This is a genomic window from Pectobacterium sp. A5351, from assembly GCF_028335745.1.
Classification (GTDB): domain Bacteria; phylum Pseudomonadota; class Gammaproteobacteria; order Enterobacterales; family Enterobacteriaceae; genus Pectobacterium.
The window spans coordinates 902987-920536 of sequence record NZ_CP116477.1; the positions used below are offsets into that span (position 1 = coordinate 902987).

13 protein-coding genes, 1 tRNA gene and 1 pseudogene are annotated in these 17550 nt (G+C 47.6%); 7 read left to right on the plus strand and 8 right to left on the minus strand.

Features of this window, described 5'->3' with window-relative positions; all coding sequences use genetic code 11:
• Positions 1-86 precede the first annotated feature (86 nt).
• Together O1Q74_RS04325 and O1Q74_RS04330 are read left to right on the plus strand one after the other, a co-directional pair.
• Positions 87-1982, plus strand: coding sequence for an HsdM family class I SAM-dependent methyltransferase (locus tag O1Q74_RS04325; protein WP_271876344.1), 1896 nt, complete (start codon positions 87-89; stop codon positions 1980-1982).
• Positions 1969-2931 (plus strand): restriction endonuclease subunit S, encoded by a 963-nt coding sequence (locus O1Q74_RS04330; protein ID WP_271876347.1) that lies wholly within the window; start codon positions 1969-1971, stop codon positions 2929-2931. Before O1Q74_RS04325 ends, O1Q74_RS04330 begins: the two co-directional genes overlap by 14 nt.
• Before the next feature lie 702 nt (positions 2932-3633).
• On the opposite strand, the gene O1Q74_RS04335 is transcribed toward O1Q74_RS04330, so the two are convergent.
• Complete coding sequence (locus tag O1Q74_RS04335; protein ID WP_271876349.1) at positions 3634-4203, minus strand: recombinase family protein; 570 nt, start codon at positions 4201-4203, stop codon at positions 3634-3636.
• Positions 4169-4381, minus strand: a complete 213-nt coding sequence (locus tag O1Q74_RS04340) for a hypothetical protein (RefSeq protein ID WP_271876351.1) — start codon at positions 4379-4381, stop codon at positions 4169-4171. Before O1Q74_RS04340 ends, O1Q74_RS04335 begins: the two co-directional genes overlap by 35 nt.
• 77 nt (positions 4382-4458) lie before the next feature.
• On the opposite strand from O1Q74_RS04340, the gene O1Q74_RS04345 reads away from it, so the two are divergent.
• The 3 genes from O1Q74_RS04345 to O1Q74_RS04355 are packed head-to-tail and all read left to right on the plus strand — an operon-like array spanning position 4459 to position 10343.
• Positions 4459-7080 (plus strand): class I SAM-dependent DNA methyltransferase, encoded by a 2622-nt coding sequence (locus O1Q74_RS04345; protein WP_271876354.1) that lies wholly within the window; start codon positions 4459-4461, stop codon positions 7078-7080.
• Positions 7073-9082 carry a DEAD/DEAH box helicase gene (locus tag O1Q74_RS04350; protein ID WP_271876356.1) on the plus strand — a complete coding sequence of 670 codons (2010 nt, stop codon included), beginning with the start codon at positions 7073-7075 and terminating at the stop codon, positions 9080-9082. Before O1Q74_RS04345 ends, O1Q74_RS04350 begins: the two co-directional genes overlap by 8 nt.
• Before the next feature lies 1 nt (position 9083).
• Positions 9084-10343 carry a GIY-YIG nuclease family protein gene (locus O1Q74_RS04355; protein ID WP_271876357.1) on the plus strand — a complete coding sequence of 420 codons (1260 nt, stop codon included), beginning with the start codon at positions 9084-9086 and terminating at the stop codon, positions 10341-10343.
• A gap of 125 nt (positions 10344-10468) precedes the next feature.
• On the opposite strand, the gene ccdB is transcribed toward O1Q74_RS04355, so the two are convergent.
• From ccdB to O1Q74_RS04375, 4 genes are all read right to left on the minus strand, one after another.
• Positions 10469-10774, minus strand: a complete 306-nt coding sequence (ccdB, locus tag O1Q74_RS04360; RefSeq protein WP_271876359.1) for a type II toxin-antitoxin system toxin CcdB — start codon at positions 10772-10774, stop codon at positions 10469-10471.
• A gap of 2 nt (positions 10775-10776) precedes the next feature.
• Positions 10777-10995 (minus strand): type II toxin-antitoxin system antitoxin CcdA, encoded by a 219-nt coding sequence (gene ccdA, locus O1Q74_RS04365; protein ID WP_271876362.1) that lies wholly within the window; start codon positions 10993-10995, stop codon positions 10777-10779.
• Positions 10996-11053: 58 nt separating this feature from the next.
• Positions 11054-11797, minus strand: a complete 744-nt coding sequence (mobC, locus tag O1Q74_RS04370) for a MobC family replication-relaxation protein (protein ID WP_271876364.1) — start codon at positions 11795-11797, stop codon at positions 11054-11056.
• Positions 11798-12219: 422 nt separating this feature from the next.
• On the minus strand, positions 12220-12561 hold the full coding sequence (locus O1Q74_RS04375) for a hypothetical protein (protein ID WP_271876367.1): 342 nt from the start codon (positions 12559-12561) through the stop codon (positions 12220-12222).
• A gap of 139 nt (positions 12562-12700) precedes the next feature.
• Between O1Q74_RS04375 and O1Q74_RS04380 the strand changes: the two genes are divergently transcribed.
• Positions 12701-12871, plus strand: a complete 171-nt coding sequence (locus tag O1Q74_RS04380) for a hypothetical protein (RefSeq protein WP_271876369.1) — start codon at positions 12701-12703, stop codon at positions 12869-12871.
• Between the two features lie 141 nt (positions 12872-13012).
• Here O1Q74_RS04380 and O1Q74_RS04385 read toward each other — a convergent pair.
• Positions 13013-14271 (minus strand): annotated as a pseudogene (locus O1Q74_RS04385) (tyrosine-type recombinase/integrase).
• Between the two features lie 161 nt (positions 14272-14432).
• Positions 14433-14508 (minus strand) — tRNA-Phe (locus tag O1Q74_RS04390).
• An 801-nt stretch (positions 14509-15309) separates the two neighbouring features.
• Here O1Q74_RS04390 and O1Q74_RS04395 point away from each other — a divergent pair.
• Positions 15310-17463 (plus strand): ornithine decarboxylase, encoded by a 2154-nt coding sequence (locus O1Q74_RS04395; RefSeq protein ID WP_271876370.1) that lies wholly within the window; start codon positions 15310-15312, stop codon positions 17461-17463.
• Positions 17464-17550: the final 87 nt, after the last annotated feature.

The window sequence follows — 17550 nt, forward strand, 5'->3', positions numbered from 1 at the left end:
TCATTGATTCGATTGCAAAACTTAATTTATCACTTCAGAAAGAAGGTGCCTGCTGATTCTGCCTGATGCCGCACCGGATTATCAGTATGGCAAATGAGCGAGTAACTGAAGGATTGGTTCGAGATACGTTAAGGGAGCTTGGTTACTATAAAGCAGACAACGGGATCAGCATTGAAGAGCAAAAATCTGAAATATCCAGAGTTAAAACGTTGCTATCTAAGGCAAGTAAGAATGCTAAAGGGAATACTGGGTATCCTGAATTTATTATTTCTAACTTGAAAGATACTGCATTTCTGATTGTTTTTGAGTGTAAACATGATGTGAGAAAGCACGAAAGCCAGGCCAGAAATAAACCTGTTGAATTTGCTGTTGATGGTGTTTTGCACTACGCCAAACATCTGGCAAAGGACTATACCGTTGTTGCTGTTGCAGTCAGTGGCGAAACACGTAGTTCAATGAAAATATCCAGTTTCTTGGTTCCAGCAGGAACAACAGAAACGAAAATTCTTGCCAATGAGTCAGGCACCTCAGTGACGGAGCTCCTCCCGTTTGATGATTATTACCGACTGGCTTCTTTTGATCCTGATGTAGCGAAAAAACGACATTCCGATTTGCTCGCGTTCTCTCGGGAGCTTCACGAACTCATCTGGGCGAAAGCAAAAGTATCGGAAGAAGAGAAACCCCTGTTGGTAAGTGGCACACTTATCGCACTGATGAATGCTACGTTCATGAGGACATTTGATAGCCTGCCAGCAGGGGAGTTACAAGATGCCTGGCTAGGGGCGATTAAAAAGGAATTGGATAAGGCGGAGATACCTCAGGCAAAAAAAGACACAATGTTGCAGCCGTACACTTCTATCGCCGTACATCCCAATCTGGGACGCCCTGATAGCAGAACGGCAAAAGAGTATCCAGGTGGAGTGTTTAAAGAGATTATTCGGCGGATTTGTGAAAATGTATGGCCGTATATCAACATCTATCATGATTTCGATGTTGTTGGCCAGTTTTATGGCGAGTTCTTAAAGTACACTGCCGGTGATAAAAAAGCGCTGGGTATTGTACTTACACCTGGGCATATCGCAGAGTTATTCTCTTTGCTCGCGAATGTCGGGCCCGAGTCACGGGTCCTGGATATATGCGCTGGCACGGGCGGTTTTTTAATTTCTGCCATGCAACACATGCTGAAAAAGGCGGTGACAGAAGCTCAACGCCAGGATATTCGTCGTAATAGGCTGATAGGAATAGAAAATAGCCCAAAAATGTTTGCGCTGGCTGCTTCCAATATGATCCTCCGTGGTGATGGCAAAGCCAACCTGCATCAAGCCAGTTGTTTTGATGATGTCATTATTCGCTCTGTAAAATGCATGAAGCCTAATGTCGGAATGCTAAACCCTCCTTATGCACAATCAAAAAGTGATGCGGAACTGCATGAACTGTATTTTGTGAAGCAGATGCTGAATTGCCTTCAACCTGGTTCTATCGGTATTGCTATTGTTCCGATGTCCTGTGCGATTTCTCTTAATCCGGTGAGGGAGGAGTTACTTAAACATCATACACTTGATGCTGTGATGTCGATGCCGCCAGAGTTGTTTAATTCAGTGGGTGTTGTTACTTGTATTATGGTATGGATTGCAGGTCAGCCTCATGAATCTTCAAACCGGAAAACCTGGTTTGGCTATTGGCGAGACGATGGTTTTGTCAAAACCAAACATAAAGGGCGCATAGATATTAATCATCGCTGGTCTGAAATTCGTGACCGCTGGGTTGCGATGTATCGTAATCGTGAAATACACCCCGGTGAAAGTGTGATGCAGTCTGTCACTTATTCGGATGAATGGTGCGCTGAAGCATATATTGAGACAGATTACTCGGTGTTAACAAAAGAACTGTTTGAGAAAGAAGTTAAAAAATATGTTTTATATAATCTGATGCTGGAAGCGCATGCGGTGACTCAGGAAGATGGAGTGGATGATGAAGATTGAGGAACTGTTTGAAATTCGCAACGGTATTGTCAGTTCTGGATTGAAAATCTACACCTATCCTGCACCAGGAACCATACCTTATCTAAGACCATCAAGTACTCAGCAACGGACTATTTCTGGGTGGGTGAGTGAATCCCTTGTTGGAGAAAAAAACATTTACCCGGAAGAAACGTTATTTGTTTCAACCAATGGGGAAGGTAGCCACAGTTATTCTTATGTGTCTGGTTTTAAATTTTCTTGCAACAGTGATGTCGCTGTTTTACTTCCTAAAAAAAACATGACCTTGAATGAGAAAATTTATTATTCCAGGTGTATTACAATGAATCGCTATAAATTCTCTTATGGACGTAAACCAAAAGGGGACCGGTTAAAGCAGATAATACTTCCCGATATTATTCCTGATTGGGTTGGTAATGTGATGTTAGCTAATAAAAATGATGTCTGCTCTCCCGCTAATAGAATATTAACGGAGGATATAGATGCTGAACATTTTGGGGTGTTTGTTCTCGGTGAACTATTTGATATTAGAAAAGGAAAGCGCCTGACCAAAGCGAATATGATAATGGGACGCATACCTTATGTTGGTGCGTCTGATGCAAATAATGGAGTGACAGCCAAAATAGGGCAGGATCCTATTCATGATGGAGGGACGATTAGCGTTAGCTATAATGGCTCAGTGGCCGAAGCATTTTATCAGCCAGAGCCTTATTGGGCTACGGATGATGTTAATGTTCTTTATCCTAAAGATTTTAATTTAACACCAGCAATTGCGATTTTTATTTGCACTATCATCCGCATGGAAAAATACCGATTTAGCTATGGCAGAAAATGGCATATGGACCGAATGCGAGAATCGACGATTAAATTGCCGGTTACAGTAATGGGTACACCTGATTGGACATATATGGAGACGTTGATTAATTCACTACCTTACAGCTCACAGCTATAACTTCTGTACTGTTATCCACATATCCATGGGAAAATAAGTCAGTGTTCACCAAAAGAGCAGGCGAACGGAACGGTCTGCGAGTGTCGAGCCGACTTTGTTGGTGGGTATGTGGGTAATCATTTGGCGATCCCGGATCGCATTGTTAATATTGCTTCGGTTGTATCATTTTCTTCAGATGATCACCAATGATCCACCAGCCTGTGAGGATCGCTTTCGAGTGGTTACCCCACTTCCTTCAATGTCTGAGAGGGGAGGGGGGCGATGAAGAAGTGCGGCAAATCAGCGAGCCTTTGAGAGCAGATATCACCGGGTAGTTTAAACGACGCTATTTTACCTCAGGTTCGTTTTATTGAATGAGGGCAGCAGAGTTTTGTTACCAATACGAGTCCACTGGACGCTCACAGATCACCTTGCGGATACCCTTTAGATAAGCAAAGAAGGTGGACATATTCGTTCAGTTTGCCTGCCAACTGCGGCGGATCTGCGTATAGCCGCTTTTACGCTAATTTTCCTCAGCAAGCTATCGAACTGGCTTAGAACCTCAAGGGTTTTGGGATTTTGGGCCAGTTCGTTAGCCCATTCCGTGACTGTTTTCTTCCATAAACCAACCTGTTTTGATGTTGAATAGAACATATCAAAATCAGGCAATTACACAAATCTATGTACGGGCTCTATTCAGTAGATTACTTGATCTTTTCAACGTTATGTCTTGGCCCTCAGTTTTCTGCCGACGGGGAATTTTCGATATAAGGTATCTACTGCTACGTCATAAATCAGTGCCACCTGCTGGCGCGGGACGCCATTAGCCAGAAGATGTCCGGCTTGCGCCCATTGCTCAGGCGTTAGCTTAGGTCGGCGGCCACCGATGCGCCCTTTAGCTCTGGCGGCAGCTAAACCTGCTCGGGTTCGTTCGACAATAAGTTCTCGTTCCATTTCAGCCATCGCCCCCATAATGTGAAAAACAAACCTTCCCATTGGCGTGGCGGTATCTATGGAGTCGGTTACGCTACGAAAATGAATCCCGCGTTGTTGCAACGTGTCCATTAATTTGACAAGCTGTCTCATGCTTCGTCCCAATCGATCCAGTTTCCACACCGCGAGCGTATCCCCTTCCTGTAATGCCTTCAGAGCACTATTGAGTTTCGGTTTTTTCTCTGTAGTCCCACCGATTTTCTCTTCAAATATCTGTTCACATCCTAGCCGTTCCAACGCTTCGCGTTGTAAATCGGTGTTTTGGTCATTTGTTGATACCCTGACATAGCCTATTAACACGCCATTTCCTCCTGCTAAAAGTACGGAGAATGCCAGATCGCCAGATAACGCTCATCTGCATAATTGTTGATTTAGGAAAATCAAAAGCGGCCATAAAACCATAAATAAATTCATCACGATTCAGCTCGTGGGTTATCTGTTCAAGCTGCTCGAAAATCCTCGCCTGATTCACTGCCATACATGATCCTTCAGAATGCATAACTTGTTTTTTGCCATAACTATATACCGCTTGTAGGTAAATCAACGATTACACAGGTGCGTCAGGGCAGTAGCCGTAACATCGCTAAAGAGCCTGGTCAGGTCGGTATCAAGAATAAACTCTGGTTTCAGTCTGCTGCGGAAGGCGAAGATCTTGAGACTCTGCTAAATCAATGCGTTGATAACCCAGCGATAGCTAAAAACAAGATCCGCTTCGTGCTGATCACTGATTTTACTCGCTTTCTGGCTTGGGATACCGCAAGTAAAGAGCGGCTCGACATTGAAATGGACGAGTTACATAGCAACTACGGTTTCTTTTTGCCGTTAGTGGGCCTTGAGAAAGCCATTATCAGCAGTGAAAACCCTGCTGATGTGAAGGCTGCCGAGAAGATGGGGAGATTGTTTGACCTCATCCGAGTCCACAATGACCTCAATAAGTCGGAAGATATCCACGCCCTTAACGTCTTCCTGACTCGCTTGTTATTTTGCCTTTTTGCCGAAGACACCGGTATTTTTGCCCTCGCCCAGTTCACGTCTGCTGTCAAAAGTTTTACCGAAGAAGATGGCAGCGATCTGGATTCATTTCTTTATCAGTTATTTGGTGTGTTAGATGAGAAGCCTGACAGCCCGCAGCGGCAAAGGCTACCCACCCATCTGGCAGCATTTCCGTATGTAAATGGTGGATTGTTTGCCAGCGATGAACCGGTTCCCGAACTGCGCAAAAAGGGGCGCAAGATCTTACTCGAATGCGGCACTATGAACTGGAGTGAGATTAACCCAGACATTTTCGGCAGCATGTTCCAGGCCGTGATTGATGTGGAACAGCGCAGCCGCTTAGGACAGCACTACACCTCATATCGCAATATCATGAAGGTGATTCAGCCCCTGTTTCTGGATCCGTTACGCGTTGAACTGGATAAACAACGTAACAATGCCAAGGGGCTTAAAGCGTTACTGGTGCGACTCGGCAAGATCAAAGTATTCGATCCTGCATGTGGATCCGGTAATTTCCTGATTGTGGCCTACAAAGCGTTACGCAATCTGGAAATTGAAGTGATTGAGGCTCTGCGTGAGCTGGAACCTCAAACATTTTCAATGAGCGGTCTTCACCTGTCACAGTTTTACGGCATTGAGATTGATGACTTCGCCTGCCAGATTGCTCGGTTATCCCTTTGGCTGGCGGAGCACCAGGTGAATAGTCAGTGGGAAAAAGCGTTTGGTTTTTCGCCACCTGCATTGCCGCTACGTGAAAGCGGCAATATTCATAGTGACAATAGTTTGCGTCTTGACTGGCACCAGATCTGTCCTAAGCAAGCTGATGACGAAGTTTATGTAATCGGTAATCCGCCGTTTTTGGGTACTCTTGGTCGTACAGAAGAGCAGAAATCAGATATGCATGCCATTTTTAGCGGTTTTAAGGCGTTAGGCTATCTTGATTATGTCGCTTGTTGGTTCTGGAAAGGATCTCAATATATTCAGAATTCCCGTGCTGAGCTGGCACTGGTGGCAACTAATTCTATCTGTCAGGGGGAACAAGTAGCGACGCTGTGGCCGCCAATTTTTGCCCTTGGGTTGAATATCCATTTTGCTTACCCAACTTTTACATGGGCAAATAATGCCAGAGATAAAGCTGCGGTTCATGTCATTATTATTGGTCTATCCGCTCAAGGGAAAACACGGAAATTATATCAGAAAGTGGATGGTGAATGGCATTGTAAGTTAGTTAGTAATATCAGTCCTTATTTGGTTGAGGGTAGTAATCTTGCTATTTACGCAACCAATAAACCATTGATTAATACTGTGCCAGCTTTATTGTTTGGAAATAAACCTACTGATGGTGGTCACTTATTGCTGAGCAAGCCAGAACGAGATTCATTATTAAAAAAAGAACCGCGGGCAGAACGCTGGATCAGAAAAGTATTGGGGGCTGATGAGTTTTTAAATGGAAAGGAACGCTGGTGTTTATGGCTGGTTAATGCGACAAGGGATGATTTGCAAGCAATGCCAGAGGTACAAAGAAGAACTGATTCTGTAAGAGCTTTAAGGTTAAAAGCCGGTCATCCAGCAGCAATGAAGATGGCAGATAAGCCACATGTGTTTATACAGGTGAGTCAGCCTGCATCTGGCAACTATATATTAGTGCCAAGAGTCTCGTCTGAAAGGAGAAGATATATTCCTATGGGATTTTTAGGGCATGAAGTTATATGTTCCGATGCCAATATGTTTATCCCTGACGGCACGTTATACGAATTCGCAATACTTTCTTCGTCAATGCATAACGACTGGATGAGGCTGGTAGCTGGTAGGTTGAAAAGTGACTATCGCTATTCTGCATCGGTAGTTTACAACCCTTTTCCCTGGCCTGAAGTGACCGAAATACAACGCAAAGAAATCGAGGTTCTTGCCGAAGACGTGATTTTAATCCGTGAAGAATTCCCAGGACGTACACTCGCTGAACTCTATGATCCCGATAAGATGCCGCAAAAGCTGTTAACCGCCCATCAGGCTCTCGATACCGCGGTGGATCGACTTTACCGTGAGCGCCCATTCAAAGATGCAGCCGACCGCTTAAGCTGCCTGCTGGCACGTTATGAAGCACTGACGCAGAAACTGACAGTAACTCAGGCTAAACCAAGAAAGAGCAGAACACCGGCCAACGCAGGAAACCATAATGAATAATTTATTGCACGTTGAGTATGGTCAGACGGGGCAAAGTACCGGCCTTAATTCGATGGGAATGCGTGAAATGCAGGCCCGAGCTTTTGCTGAACGAAATAGTCAGTATCTATTGATCAAGGCCCCTCCGGCTTCGGGGAAATCGCGTGCGTTAATGTTTCTGGGGCTGGATAAACTGGAAAATCAGAACGTGCGAAAAGTGATTGTCGCCGTTCCGGAAAAGTCTATCGGTGGCTCTTTTCAGGAGACCAATTTAACCGAACAAGGTTTTTTTGCTGACTGGCGTGTTACATCCGAGAACAATCTGTGTGTGGATGGTGGGGAAGCGGGTAAGGTTCAGGCTTTCCAACGCTTTATGCATGGCAACGAACGTATTCTGATATGTACTCATGCGACCTTGCGTTTTGCCTTTGATAAATTAGTGGTAACAGATTTCGATAATTGCCTGGTGGCTATTGATGAGTTTCACCATGTTTCTGCCGATGGTGATAATCGGCTTGGTAATCTTATTGATGAGCTCATAAAAAAATCGAGTGCGCATATCGTTGCCATGACCGGATCATATTTCCGAGGCGATACCGTGCCGATCCTGTTGCCTGAGGATGAAGCGCTGTTCACTAAGGTGACATACACCTATTACGAGCAGTTGAATGGCTATCAATATCTTAAATCTCTGGGTATTGGTTATCATTTTTATCAGGGGCGTTATATTGATGCATTGCCCACGGTACTCGATACCAGCAAAAAAACGATTATTCATATCCCGAATGTTAATTCCGGTGAATCGACCAAAGATAAATATGGAGAAGTTGATTCTATCCTTGATGTGATTGGCAGCGTGATAAAACGCGATCCTCTGACTGGGGTTTATTATATTGCGGGAAAAAATGGCTGTGAGCTCAAATTAGCCAATCTGGTTGATGATAATCCTAACGAACGACCCAAAATCCAGGCGTATTTACGTAATATCAAAGCGGTTGATGATATGGACATCATCATCGCCTTAGGCATGGCGAAAGAAGGGTTTGATTGGCCTTACTGTGAGCATGTGTTGACGATTGGCTATCGCAGCTCTCTGACAGAAATTGTGCAGATTATCGGCCGGGCGACCCGAGATTGTACGGGAAAAACGCATGCTCAGTTTACCAATCTCATTGCTCAACCTGATGCACAGGATGATGATGTGAAGGCATCGGTCAATAATATGCTTAAGGCGATCACCACGTCGTTATTGATGGAGCAGATCCTGGCTCCCAACATCCAGTTTAAGCCTCGTTCTCAATGGGACGGTCAGCCACTACCACCTAATACTCTGCTTGTAGATGATTCCGCAACCTTACCGGTATCCCCGAAAGTATTGGATATTCTGAACAGCGACAAGAACGAAATTATGGCGACTCTGATGGCTAACGAACAGTTGGTCAAAGAGACAATTAGTGAAACCATCCCCCCCGAAACTTTCACTCAAGTGGCTTTGCCTGCTGTGATTCAGACGCTTTACCCAGATTTGACCGACGAAGAGCAGGAACAGGTACGCATAGGAGTATTACAAAGTATGTTGATCACTCAGAAAGGGGGCGTGGTTGATTGGGAAGACCTGCCGCAGGATGCCAATGTGGATATGGCGAATGGCGCTGAAGAAGAGTCAGTAAACAGTGTCGCAGGTAAGCAGTTCCTGAAGATGGGTGAAAAGTTCATCTGTATTGATAATCTGGATATAGACCTGATAGATGCGGTGAATCCGTTCCATGGTGCTTATGAAATTCTCTCTAAATCGGTAACTGCGCCTATGCTGAAAACCATTCAGGAAGCAGTAAGTGCCAGCCGATCGCAGGTCTCCGAAGAAGAGGCAATTATCCTTTGGCCTAAGATCAAGCAGTTCACCCGAGAACAACAGAGAGAGCCATCGCTGAATGCCAGTGATCCGATTGAGAAGCGTTATGCCGAAGCGCTGGCGTTTATCCGCAAAATGAAGCAACAGAAGTTGGCTAATCAGGAGCAGTAAAATGATCCGGTTATCGACAACGCGATTAGCGGCCAAATCAACATTAGATGAGATCCTAAGTGAAGAAGATGATCTCTGTTTATTGGATGTTCACCCTCTGAAGCGCAAGGCGAGTCCCGTCGATTTGGCTGGCAATCAGTTTGCTGAAATTGCCGCGTTTTACGATCGGCATGGCCGTCTGCCAACTGAAAACAGCGCCGCTTCTCTTGATGAAAAACGCCTGGCAAGACGATTGCGCATCATTAAAGAAAATCCCAACATATGTGCTTCGTTGCAAACGCTGGATTGCCGGGGGCTTCTGGCTTCAAATCATATTGAAAATGGTAGAACCCCACTAGCCGCTGAACCAACACCATTATCCTATGCCAACAAATCAGAACTGGTGACTTCTTTAGAGGATATTTTTGCCGATGATGAGGACGGTTTATTAAATTTTGCAGAACCTGATATCTTCAGCTTACAGTATGTTTCTGCTGATAAAAAAGAGCAGCCAGATGACATTGCTCAGCGCCAGCCGTGTCAAGACTTCCAGCGTTTCGAACCCTTGTTTTACAGCCTGCATCAAGGCTTAAAAAATGGGGTTTTTAGTCTTGAGCGTTTTACCCATAAATTGAAAATTGTTGAAGGCGATTTTTTTATTCTTAATGGGTTACTGGGATATGTCCATAGTGCTGGTGAACGTCTGGGTCAGTACCGTACTTACAACGCCCGATTGCGACTGATATTTGAGAATGGCACCGAAATGAACATGCTCTATCAATCCTTAACTCACGGTTTGGTGAGGGATAAAGAAGGGCGCAAGGTGCAACTCAATGGCAAGACGTTGCAACCATCAGATACTGCGGTGCCGACCGGCTTGGTTTATGTGCTCGCGACCACAAGTACAGACCCAGCGCTTATTCCTTATAAACAAAGTCTTTACAAAATTGGTTTTACTGAAACAACTGTGGAGCAGCGCATTGAGCATGCCGAGAAAGACCGTACTTTCCTTGAAGCACCTGTCAGGATTGTGGCTACCAGCCAGTGTTTTAACCTCAATGCCCAAAAATTAGAGGCATTGGTACATGGTTTCCTCGCTGCCCGTCGGCTCAACATTACGCTCAAGAGCCATAACGGTCAGATCTATACTCCAAGAGAGTGGTTTAATGTCCCATTGGCTACAGTTCAGGCCGTTATCCAGCACATTGTGGACGGAACTATTTCGCAATACCGACTGGATAATACGACTGGGAAAATTGTTGCGAAACACCCTGGGTTATAAGGCTATGGCCTGTAAGTATACCAATAAGCTGAGGCATTCACTTTTAGAGCTCTTCCGACATACTGATTGTACTCAGCTTAAGAGACGCTATGCATAAGACTTGATGCAAGCACAATGAACCCCTCTCAAATCCCCCAAAACATAAGATTAATAGCATCCTTGATCTCATCCGCGTAGTCGCCAAGATCCGCAATCACTTCACCAATAACCTCAACAGGAACGCTCGATAGCTCAGTGGTCATCAGCCGATAATCTTCGCCGTCGATGCGGATCAGAGGGAACAAAGTCTTATTCACTTTCTCAGACAGGTGATGTGATTCGATAAGCGGGATGACCATGCGCCGTTTTGGTGTTTCAACAATATCGCTTTGCACATCGACAAACATTTTGTAGTGACTGGTTATTTTGTGTTGATAAACAATGAATTGCATAATCACCAGTTCCTGTTTTCATCCGCAAACGAGCCATTCTGTGCGATAAATTGGGCGACTTCTTCCATCCCTTCGCGGTTTTCCTTTTTCCACTCTTCAGCCCTGATGCGGCGGGCTTCTTTGCCAATGGCATCATTCACCAGCCCAGAAATATTGACTCCGGCAGCACTCAGAACCTGATAATTATCTTTGTCTACGGTAACGCTTACGCGGTGTTTCATGATGGTGCTCCTCTCTTGTACATACTGTGAGTATATACTTCACATAATTGTTCAGCAATTAGCCAAGATTCAAATCTAACCCCTTCAACTCCTCAATCGTATAAACCCGAAAAACATTGCGGTGCTTCGCTTCCAGCGGGATACGCTGATGATCCACGATGGCGTATTTCACGCTATTAAACATCCTTTCAATAGCTCGCTTTATCTGTGGATCGGGCACGATGTAGAAAACGTACATCCAGTGCTTTTGAGTACGAGTTATCAAATGTTGGGTGATAATTGCCTGATAACGGGCCTTGGTTTTCAGATGGCGCTCAGTCTCAACGGCGATGACGGTTCCGTCTGGTAACGTTATCACCCCGGCCGGGCGATGATATACCTCATAGCGGCTGCGGAAGGTTGAATCAGCGCCGCTGAGCGACCCATAAGCGCCTTTCTTCTCAAGAAGGAGCCGTGCTAGCTGACGATCAAGGCGCTGTATCAACGTCCAGCCAGTGACTTTCGAGGGCTCAAACCGTGCAGGAAAACTATCCTCATGGGGTGTGGCAACAACGGATAATCCGTCATTGGTGATCCCCCACAGAGAGGTTTTCACCATTCTGGTGTTTATTTCATGCTTTTGGATCAATCCCATGTCGATGGCTTTTGCCAGCAACAGATAAAGCGGCTTGTGATTTTTATAATCAAAAAGCAGCATCAGCGTTTTAAAGTCGCTGTAGGTTTCTTCTTTCAGAAAGGTGAGCAGAAGTCGCATTTTTTCGTGACTACGCGCCCGGCGTTCACGGTAATCAGAAATCAGCATGGTTCCTCCTTCGCATTTTACTGGGGTGTTCGCTCTTTCGGTTTTATCGCCTCATTGCATGGGAGAAACGTTCGCCGGTGGGTTCGTGCGACGCAAATTAGCAATTTCTGTGAAATTGAATTTACTCGCCTCACGCCACGGTTGAATGCCCGCGAGGCGCAGGCCTTCAACCGCCCAAATCCGTCGCGTCCTGCGTCGTGGCTGAATGGCCTGTTGAGCGCGGTCAGCATTGCGAAAATAAAACGTGTTGGCATGTCTTCTCCCCACTGGAATTAGCCAGTAGGGAAGGCTATCGGGAAAGGGCTGTGTTGCCTGCAAACAACTCAATATCGGATGGGAAGAGTTATTGTTATTGAGCCATAAAAGCAAAAAAGCTCTGACCTAACGGCAGAGCTTTAATCAGGCTGGTGATGTTCAGATGGCTATCTGGCGGTGAGTGAATGTGCGCGTTTGTGCATCGTGGTAAGGGCTGGGATGAGTAAACTAATTGCAGTTAACCCATGACCCAACTGGCACAAACTTTCTGGCGTCGATTCGCACACGTCATTATCGGCAAAGGTAATCAGCACATCGCCAATGAAATTCAGGCAATGGCAAAGTCCTGCCTGCGTTTCGGCGCAATATTCTGTGACCTGCGAGAGTTCGTCATTGTCCATGCGTGAAAAGTCCAGACGAGCCAGCGCGGCACTCATGGCGGAGTAACGGTTCTCATAATCCGGCAGTGATTGATAAGACGCGCCCGTGTTACTATCGGTGTCAGCCATAGCATTAGTCCTCATAATGTTGTGGTCAGAAGCCCGGTTAGTGTTGGCGCACTGCCGGGCTTCGCTCTTTACTGTTGCAAAACACCATGTAATTGCGGTGTAATTACAACTATACCATGCTATGGAATTTGTAATTACAATGTCAAGTGAAAAAACAAAAACAGACCAGTATCAAATTCGACTGTCCCACGAGTTTCGTGCGCAATTAGAAGAGCAAGCCTATAAGGATGGCGACAAGACATTGGCTACGTGGATAAAGCGTGTTCTGCGTAAGGAACTCCAGACGCGCGGTATTGAACCAAAAGGCTGAACGGTGGTTTGAGTCAGTCGATGTAGCAAATACTAACGGGTAAGAAACATTTGGCAGAATGCCCGAATGGTTTTACGACAACGCTCCTGACGGGTTTTCTATCACATAGAAAGCCCGTCAGGAGCCAACAAGCGCAGCGCGTTAGCCAGCCGAATGACTCCGCGCATAAATATACGGCGCGACATATCCTTCGCGGTTGACGTCCAGATAATCCGACCACCACTGCATCATTTCGATTCTGGCTTCCAGATGTTCCGCTTTATGCACGTAAGCCGCCGTACGCCGTTGCGCTCTTTGTGGCTCATCTGCCGCTCAATGGCATCCTTTGACCAGCGTCCGGACTCATTCAGGGCGCTACAGGCCATCGTTCTGAAACCATGCCCACAGATTTCGGTTTTGGTGTCGTAGCCAATCACGTGCAACGCCTTGTTGATGGTGTTCTCACTCATCGGCTTGTTTAGCGTATGTGCGCCGGGAAAAACGAAGACCGATTCGCCGGAAAGCGCCTGAATCTGTTTCAGCAGGGCGACCGCCTGCCGTGACAGCGGCACCAGATGTTCATCCTTCATTTTTGCGCCACGCTCTGAGAACCGCACGCCGTCTACCGCTTCGCGCTGGGCGGGCACGCTCCAGATATGCGCTTTCAGGTTGAATTCATCCCAGCGGGCAAAACGGAGTTCGCTGGAGCGCAGAAACACGTGCAGATTCAGCTCCAGCGCCAGACGGGTGAGCATCCGGCCTTTGTAGCTATCTATCTTCGCCAGCAGTTCAGGCAGGCGTTTCAGCGGCAGGGCGGGGTGATGTTGGGTCGCCACCGGGGTCACGACGCCATCTAAATCGTAAGCCGGATTGTATTTGATGACGCCCTGCTGGACGGCGTGACGCATGATTTTGGTCAGATGCTGGCGTACCCGTCCGGCGACGTCATGCACGCCTTTATCGTCAATTGTCTTAACCAACTGCGCCAGATGGCGGGTTTCAACCTGCGCGATATCCATCGCGCCAATAGCGGGGAAAACGTAGCGTTTCAGGCAGGTAAGAATTTTATCGGCGTGGGCGTCTGACCAGAGTTTCAGGCTACTGGTGTGCCACGCCTGAGCGATATACTGAAAGGTGCGGGATTCATCAACGGCGGGGTTGTTCGCCTTGCGAAGCTGAGAAGGGCTAATGCCGGACGCCAGCAGCTTACGCGCCGCATCGCGTTTTTCACGGGCTTCCGCCAGTGTAGTTTGCGGGTAGGGGCCAAAGGCCAGACGGTTTTCTTTACCGCCGAGGCGATAGCGGAAATACCATAGCTTAGCGCCGCTGGTGGATACCGTGAGGTACAGGCCTTGCGAGTCGGTGAGCTTATAAGATTTTGCGAGAGGTTTCGCGGATCGGACTTTGCTGTCAGTTAACATGTGAGGGTCACTCCCGTTCATCGAACTGAATGACCCGCAATCTGACCCACAAATTCCCCGATACGAAGGGATAAATCAAAACGCATCGGAAAAGATTTTTACGCCAACTTATTGAATTACAGACACATAGGAATTGATAAGGAGGCATAAAAAAGGAAAGGTGGTGCCCGGACTCGGAATCGAACCAAGGACACGAGGATTTTCAATCCTCTGCTCTACCGACTGAGCTATCCGGGCAACGGGGCGCATTAAACCGTATTGGCCGCGTGGCGTCAACGGGTTTCTGTCACAAAGCGGAGCGCCTGCGCTATTTTCAGGCAATTGTATTATTTGCTAGCCGATTTCTGGCGATCCTTTCAGCACACTTATACCCGTCATACTTCAAGTTACATGTGCGTTGGCTGCGTTTAGTCACCCGAATCACTTACCTGAGTAAGCTCATCGGGACTCCTTTCCTTGCCGCCTGCCTGAAACTCGAATTATTTAGGGTATAGTGTGATAACGTTTCTTCCTGATTCGCGCGGCATGTTTCGTTGCACTTTTTACCGTGTTGAGTACAGGCTGGATTGTTGAATTTGATGAAGAATAATGCCACTATTGCGCGGTTTTTTAACGTCTCGTTCACCTGAACGCCCCTTTAAGCGTAGTTAGCGTTAGCTAAAGAGGATCGCCGATATGTCAGATTCATTGCTCATGGTGCAAAACGCTCGCGCCAGTTTGCTGATGACGTCACTGCGCACTTCTTCTTATCCCCCCTGCGCGATTGACTTTTCTCCTCGTCGATTATCCCCTTTCACCATGCGGTGAGGCGTTCGTTCGCTCACTGTTAGGCATGAGTAAAAATAGAGTACGCCTCTGCTTTTACTGATGTCTATCGGATGGTGCTGGCTCCAGTTTTTCCATTCTTGGCCTACAGTTGACCTGTAGGGGTCATACGCTTGTCGTTATTGATTGGCATTGTGATTGGTCGGGATTGTTATCCCTGAACGGTGTCTTCCAGGCACGTACACTTACCCTTAACCGTTTGGGTTTGGTTACATGAAACAGTTAAAAATTGCGGCGAATGCAGCGGTTGCCACCCGTTTAATCACAACGCGCGAGATTGTCGCGTTGAGTCAGACCGACTTCACCGATGTGGCGGCGGTCGTGGTTTCGATTGAGGAAGCCCGCAGCGGCATTCTGTCGATATTGCAGCACACGGGCTTTAGTATCCCGGCGTTTGTCGAAGAGCCTGATGAGGATAAAGAGTCAGATGTTTTGCCTGCGGGCAGCGAATGGCTGATTCTTGATGACGACGGCGAGCACGCCAACGTGCTGGAACGTGCGGCGAAAGCCTATCAGGATGCACTGCTGCCACCGTTTTTCGATACGCTGACCAAATACGTCAACATGAAAAACACGACATTTGCCTGCCCGGGGCATCAGGGCGGCCAGTTCTTCCGCAAGCACCCGGCGGGGCGTCAGTTTTTTGAGTTTTACGGCGAGAACGTGTTTCGTTCGGACATCTGTAACGCTGACGTCAAACTGGGCGATTTGCTGATTCACGAAGGGGCGGCGAAGAAGGCGCAGAAACACGCCGCGCGCGTGTTTAACGCGGATAAAACCTATTTCGTGTTGAACGGCACGTCCTCTGCGAACAAAGTGGTGACGAATGCGCTCTTGGCGCGTGGCGATCTGGTGCTGTTTGACCGCAACAACCATAAATCCAACCATCATGGTGCGCTGATTCAGGCGGGTGCGACGCCAGTCTATCTGGAAACCGTGCGCAATCCGTTTGGCTTTATCGGCGGCGTGGATGCGCACTGTTTTGATGAAGCCTATCTGCGCAAGCTGATTGCGGAAGTTGCGCCGGAACGCGCCAACGAGCCGCGTCCGTTCCGTCTGGCCGTCATCCAGCTCGGCACCTATGACGGCACCATTTATAATGCGCGTCAGGTTGTCGATAGCATCGGGCACCTGTGCGACTACATTCTGTTTGACTCCGCCTGGGTCGGCTATGAGCAGTTTATCCCTATGATGGAGCAGTGCTCGCCGCTGTTGCTGGATCTGAATGAAAACGATCCGGGGATTTTCGTGACGCAGTCGGTGCATAAGCAGCAGGCGGGCTTCTCCCAGACCTCGCAGATCCACAAGAAAGATACGCATATCAAAGGTCAGCGCCGTTTCTGCAACCATAAACAGCTGAATAACGCCTTTATGCTGCACGCCTCAACCAGTCCGTTTTACCCGCTGTTCGCGGCATTGGATATCAATGCCAAAATGCACGAAGGGGCAAGCGGGCGTCGGATGTGGATGGACTGCGTGAAGCTGGGCATTGAGGCGCGTAAGCAGCTGCTGACGCGTTGTTCGCTTATCAAGCCGTTCGTACCCGTGACGGTGGGGGGCGCGCTTTGGCAGGATCATGACACGGAAATCATCGCGCAGGACGTACGCTTCTTCAACTTTGAGCCGAGCGAGAAATGGCACGCGTTTGAAGGCTATGCGGAGGATCAGTATTTTATCGATCCTTGCAAATTACTGCTGACTACGCCGGGTATTGATGCGATTAGCGGCGATTATACCGAATTTGGTATTCCGGCGACGATCCTGGCCAACTACCTGCGCGAGCACGGTATCATTCCTGAAAAATGCGATATGAACTCGATCCTGTTCCTGCTAACGCCAGCGGAAGATGCTGCCAAAATGCAGGAACTGGTGAATGCGCTGGTGCACTTCGAAACGCTGATCGCCCGCGATGCGCCGCTGAGTGAAGTGCTGCCTAGCCTGTATCAGAAATACAAAGAGCGCTACCGTGGTTACCGGCTGCGCCGGCTGTGTCAGGAAATGCATGACTTTTACGCCCAGCACAACGTGAAAGATCTGCAAAAAGCCATGTTCCGCAAAACCGAGTTTCCGTCCGTGGTGATGCTGCCGCAGGATGCTAACAGAGAGTTTGTGCGCGGGAATATCGAACTGGTTCCTATCGCCGAAGCAGAAGGGCGTATCGCGGCAGAAGGCGCATTGCCGTATCCGCCGGGCGTGCTGTGTGTTGTGCCGGGAGAAACTTGGGGCGGGGCGGTACAGCGCTATTTTCTGGCGCTGGAAGCGGGTATTAACCTGCTGCCGGGCTTCTCCCCGGAATTGCAGGGCGTCTATAGCGTTGCGGAAGACGATGGCAGCAAGCGCCTGTACGGTTACGTAGTAGAAGAGTAATTACATTTCTCTTCAGACCTTTGACAAGCCTATTTACCGAATGAAAACGGGAGTAACGGAATAGAAGAGTAAAGCGTTTGCGCCAGG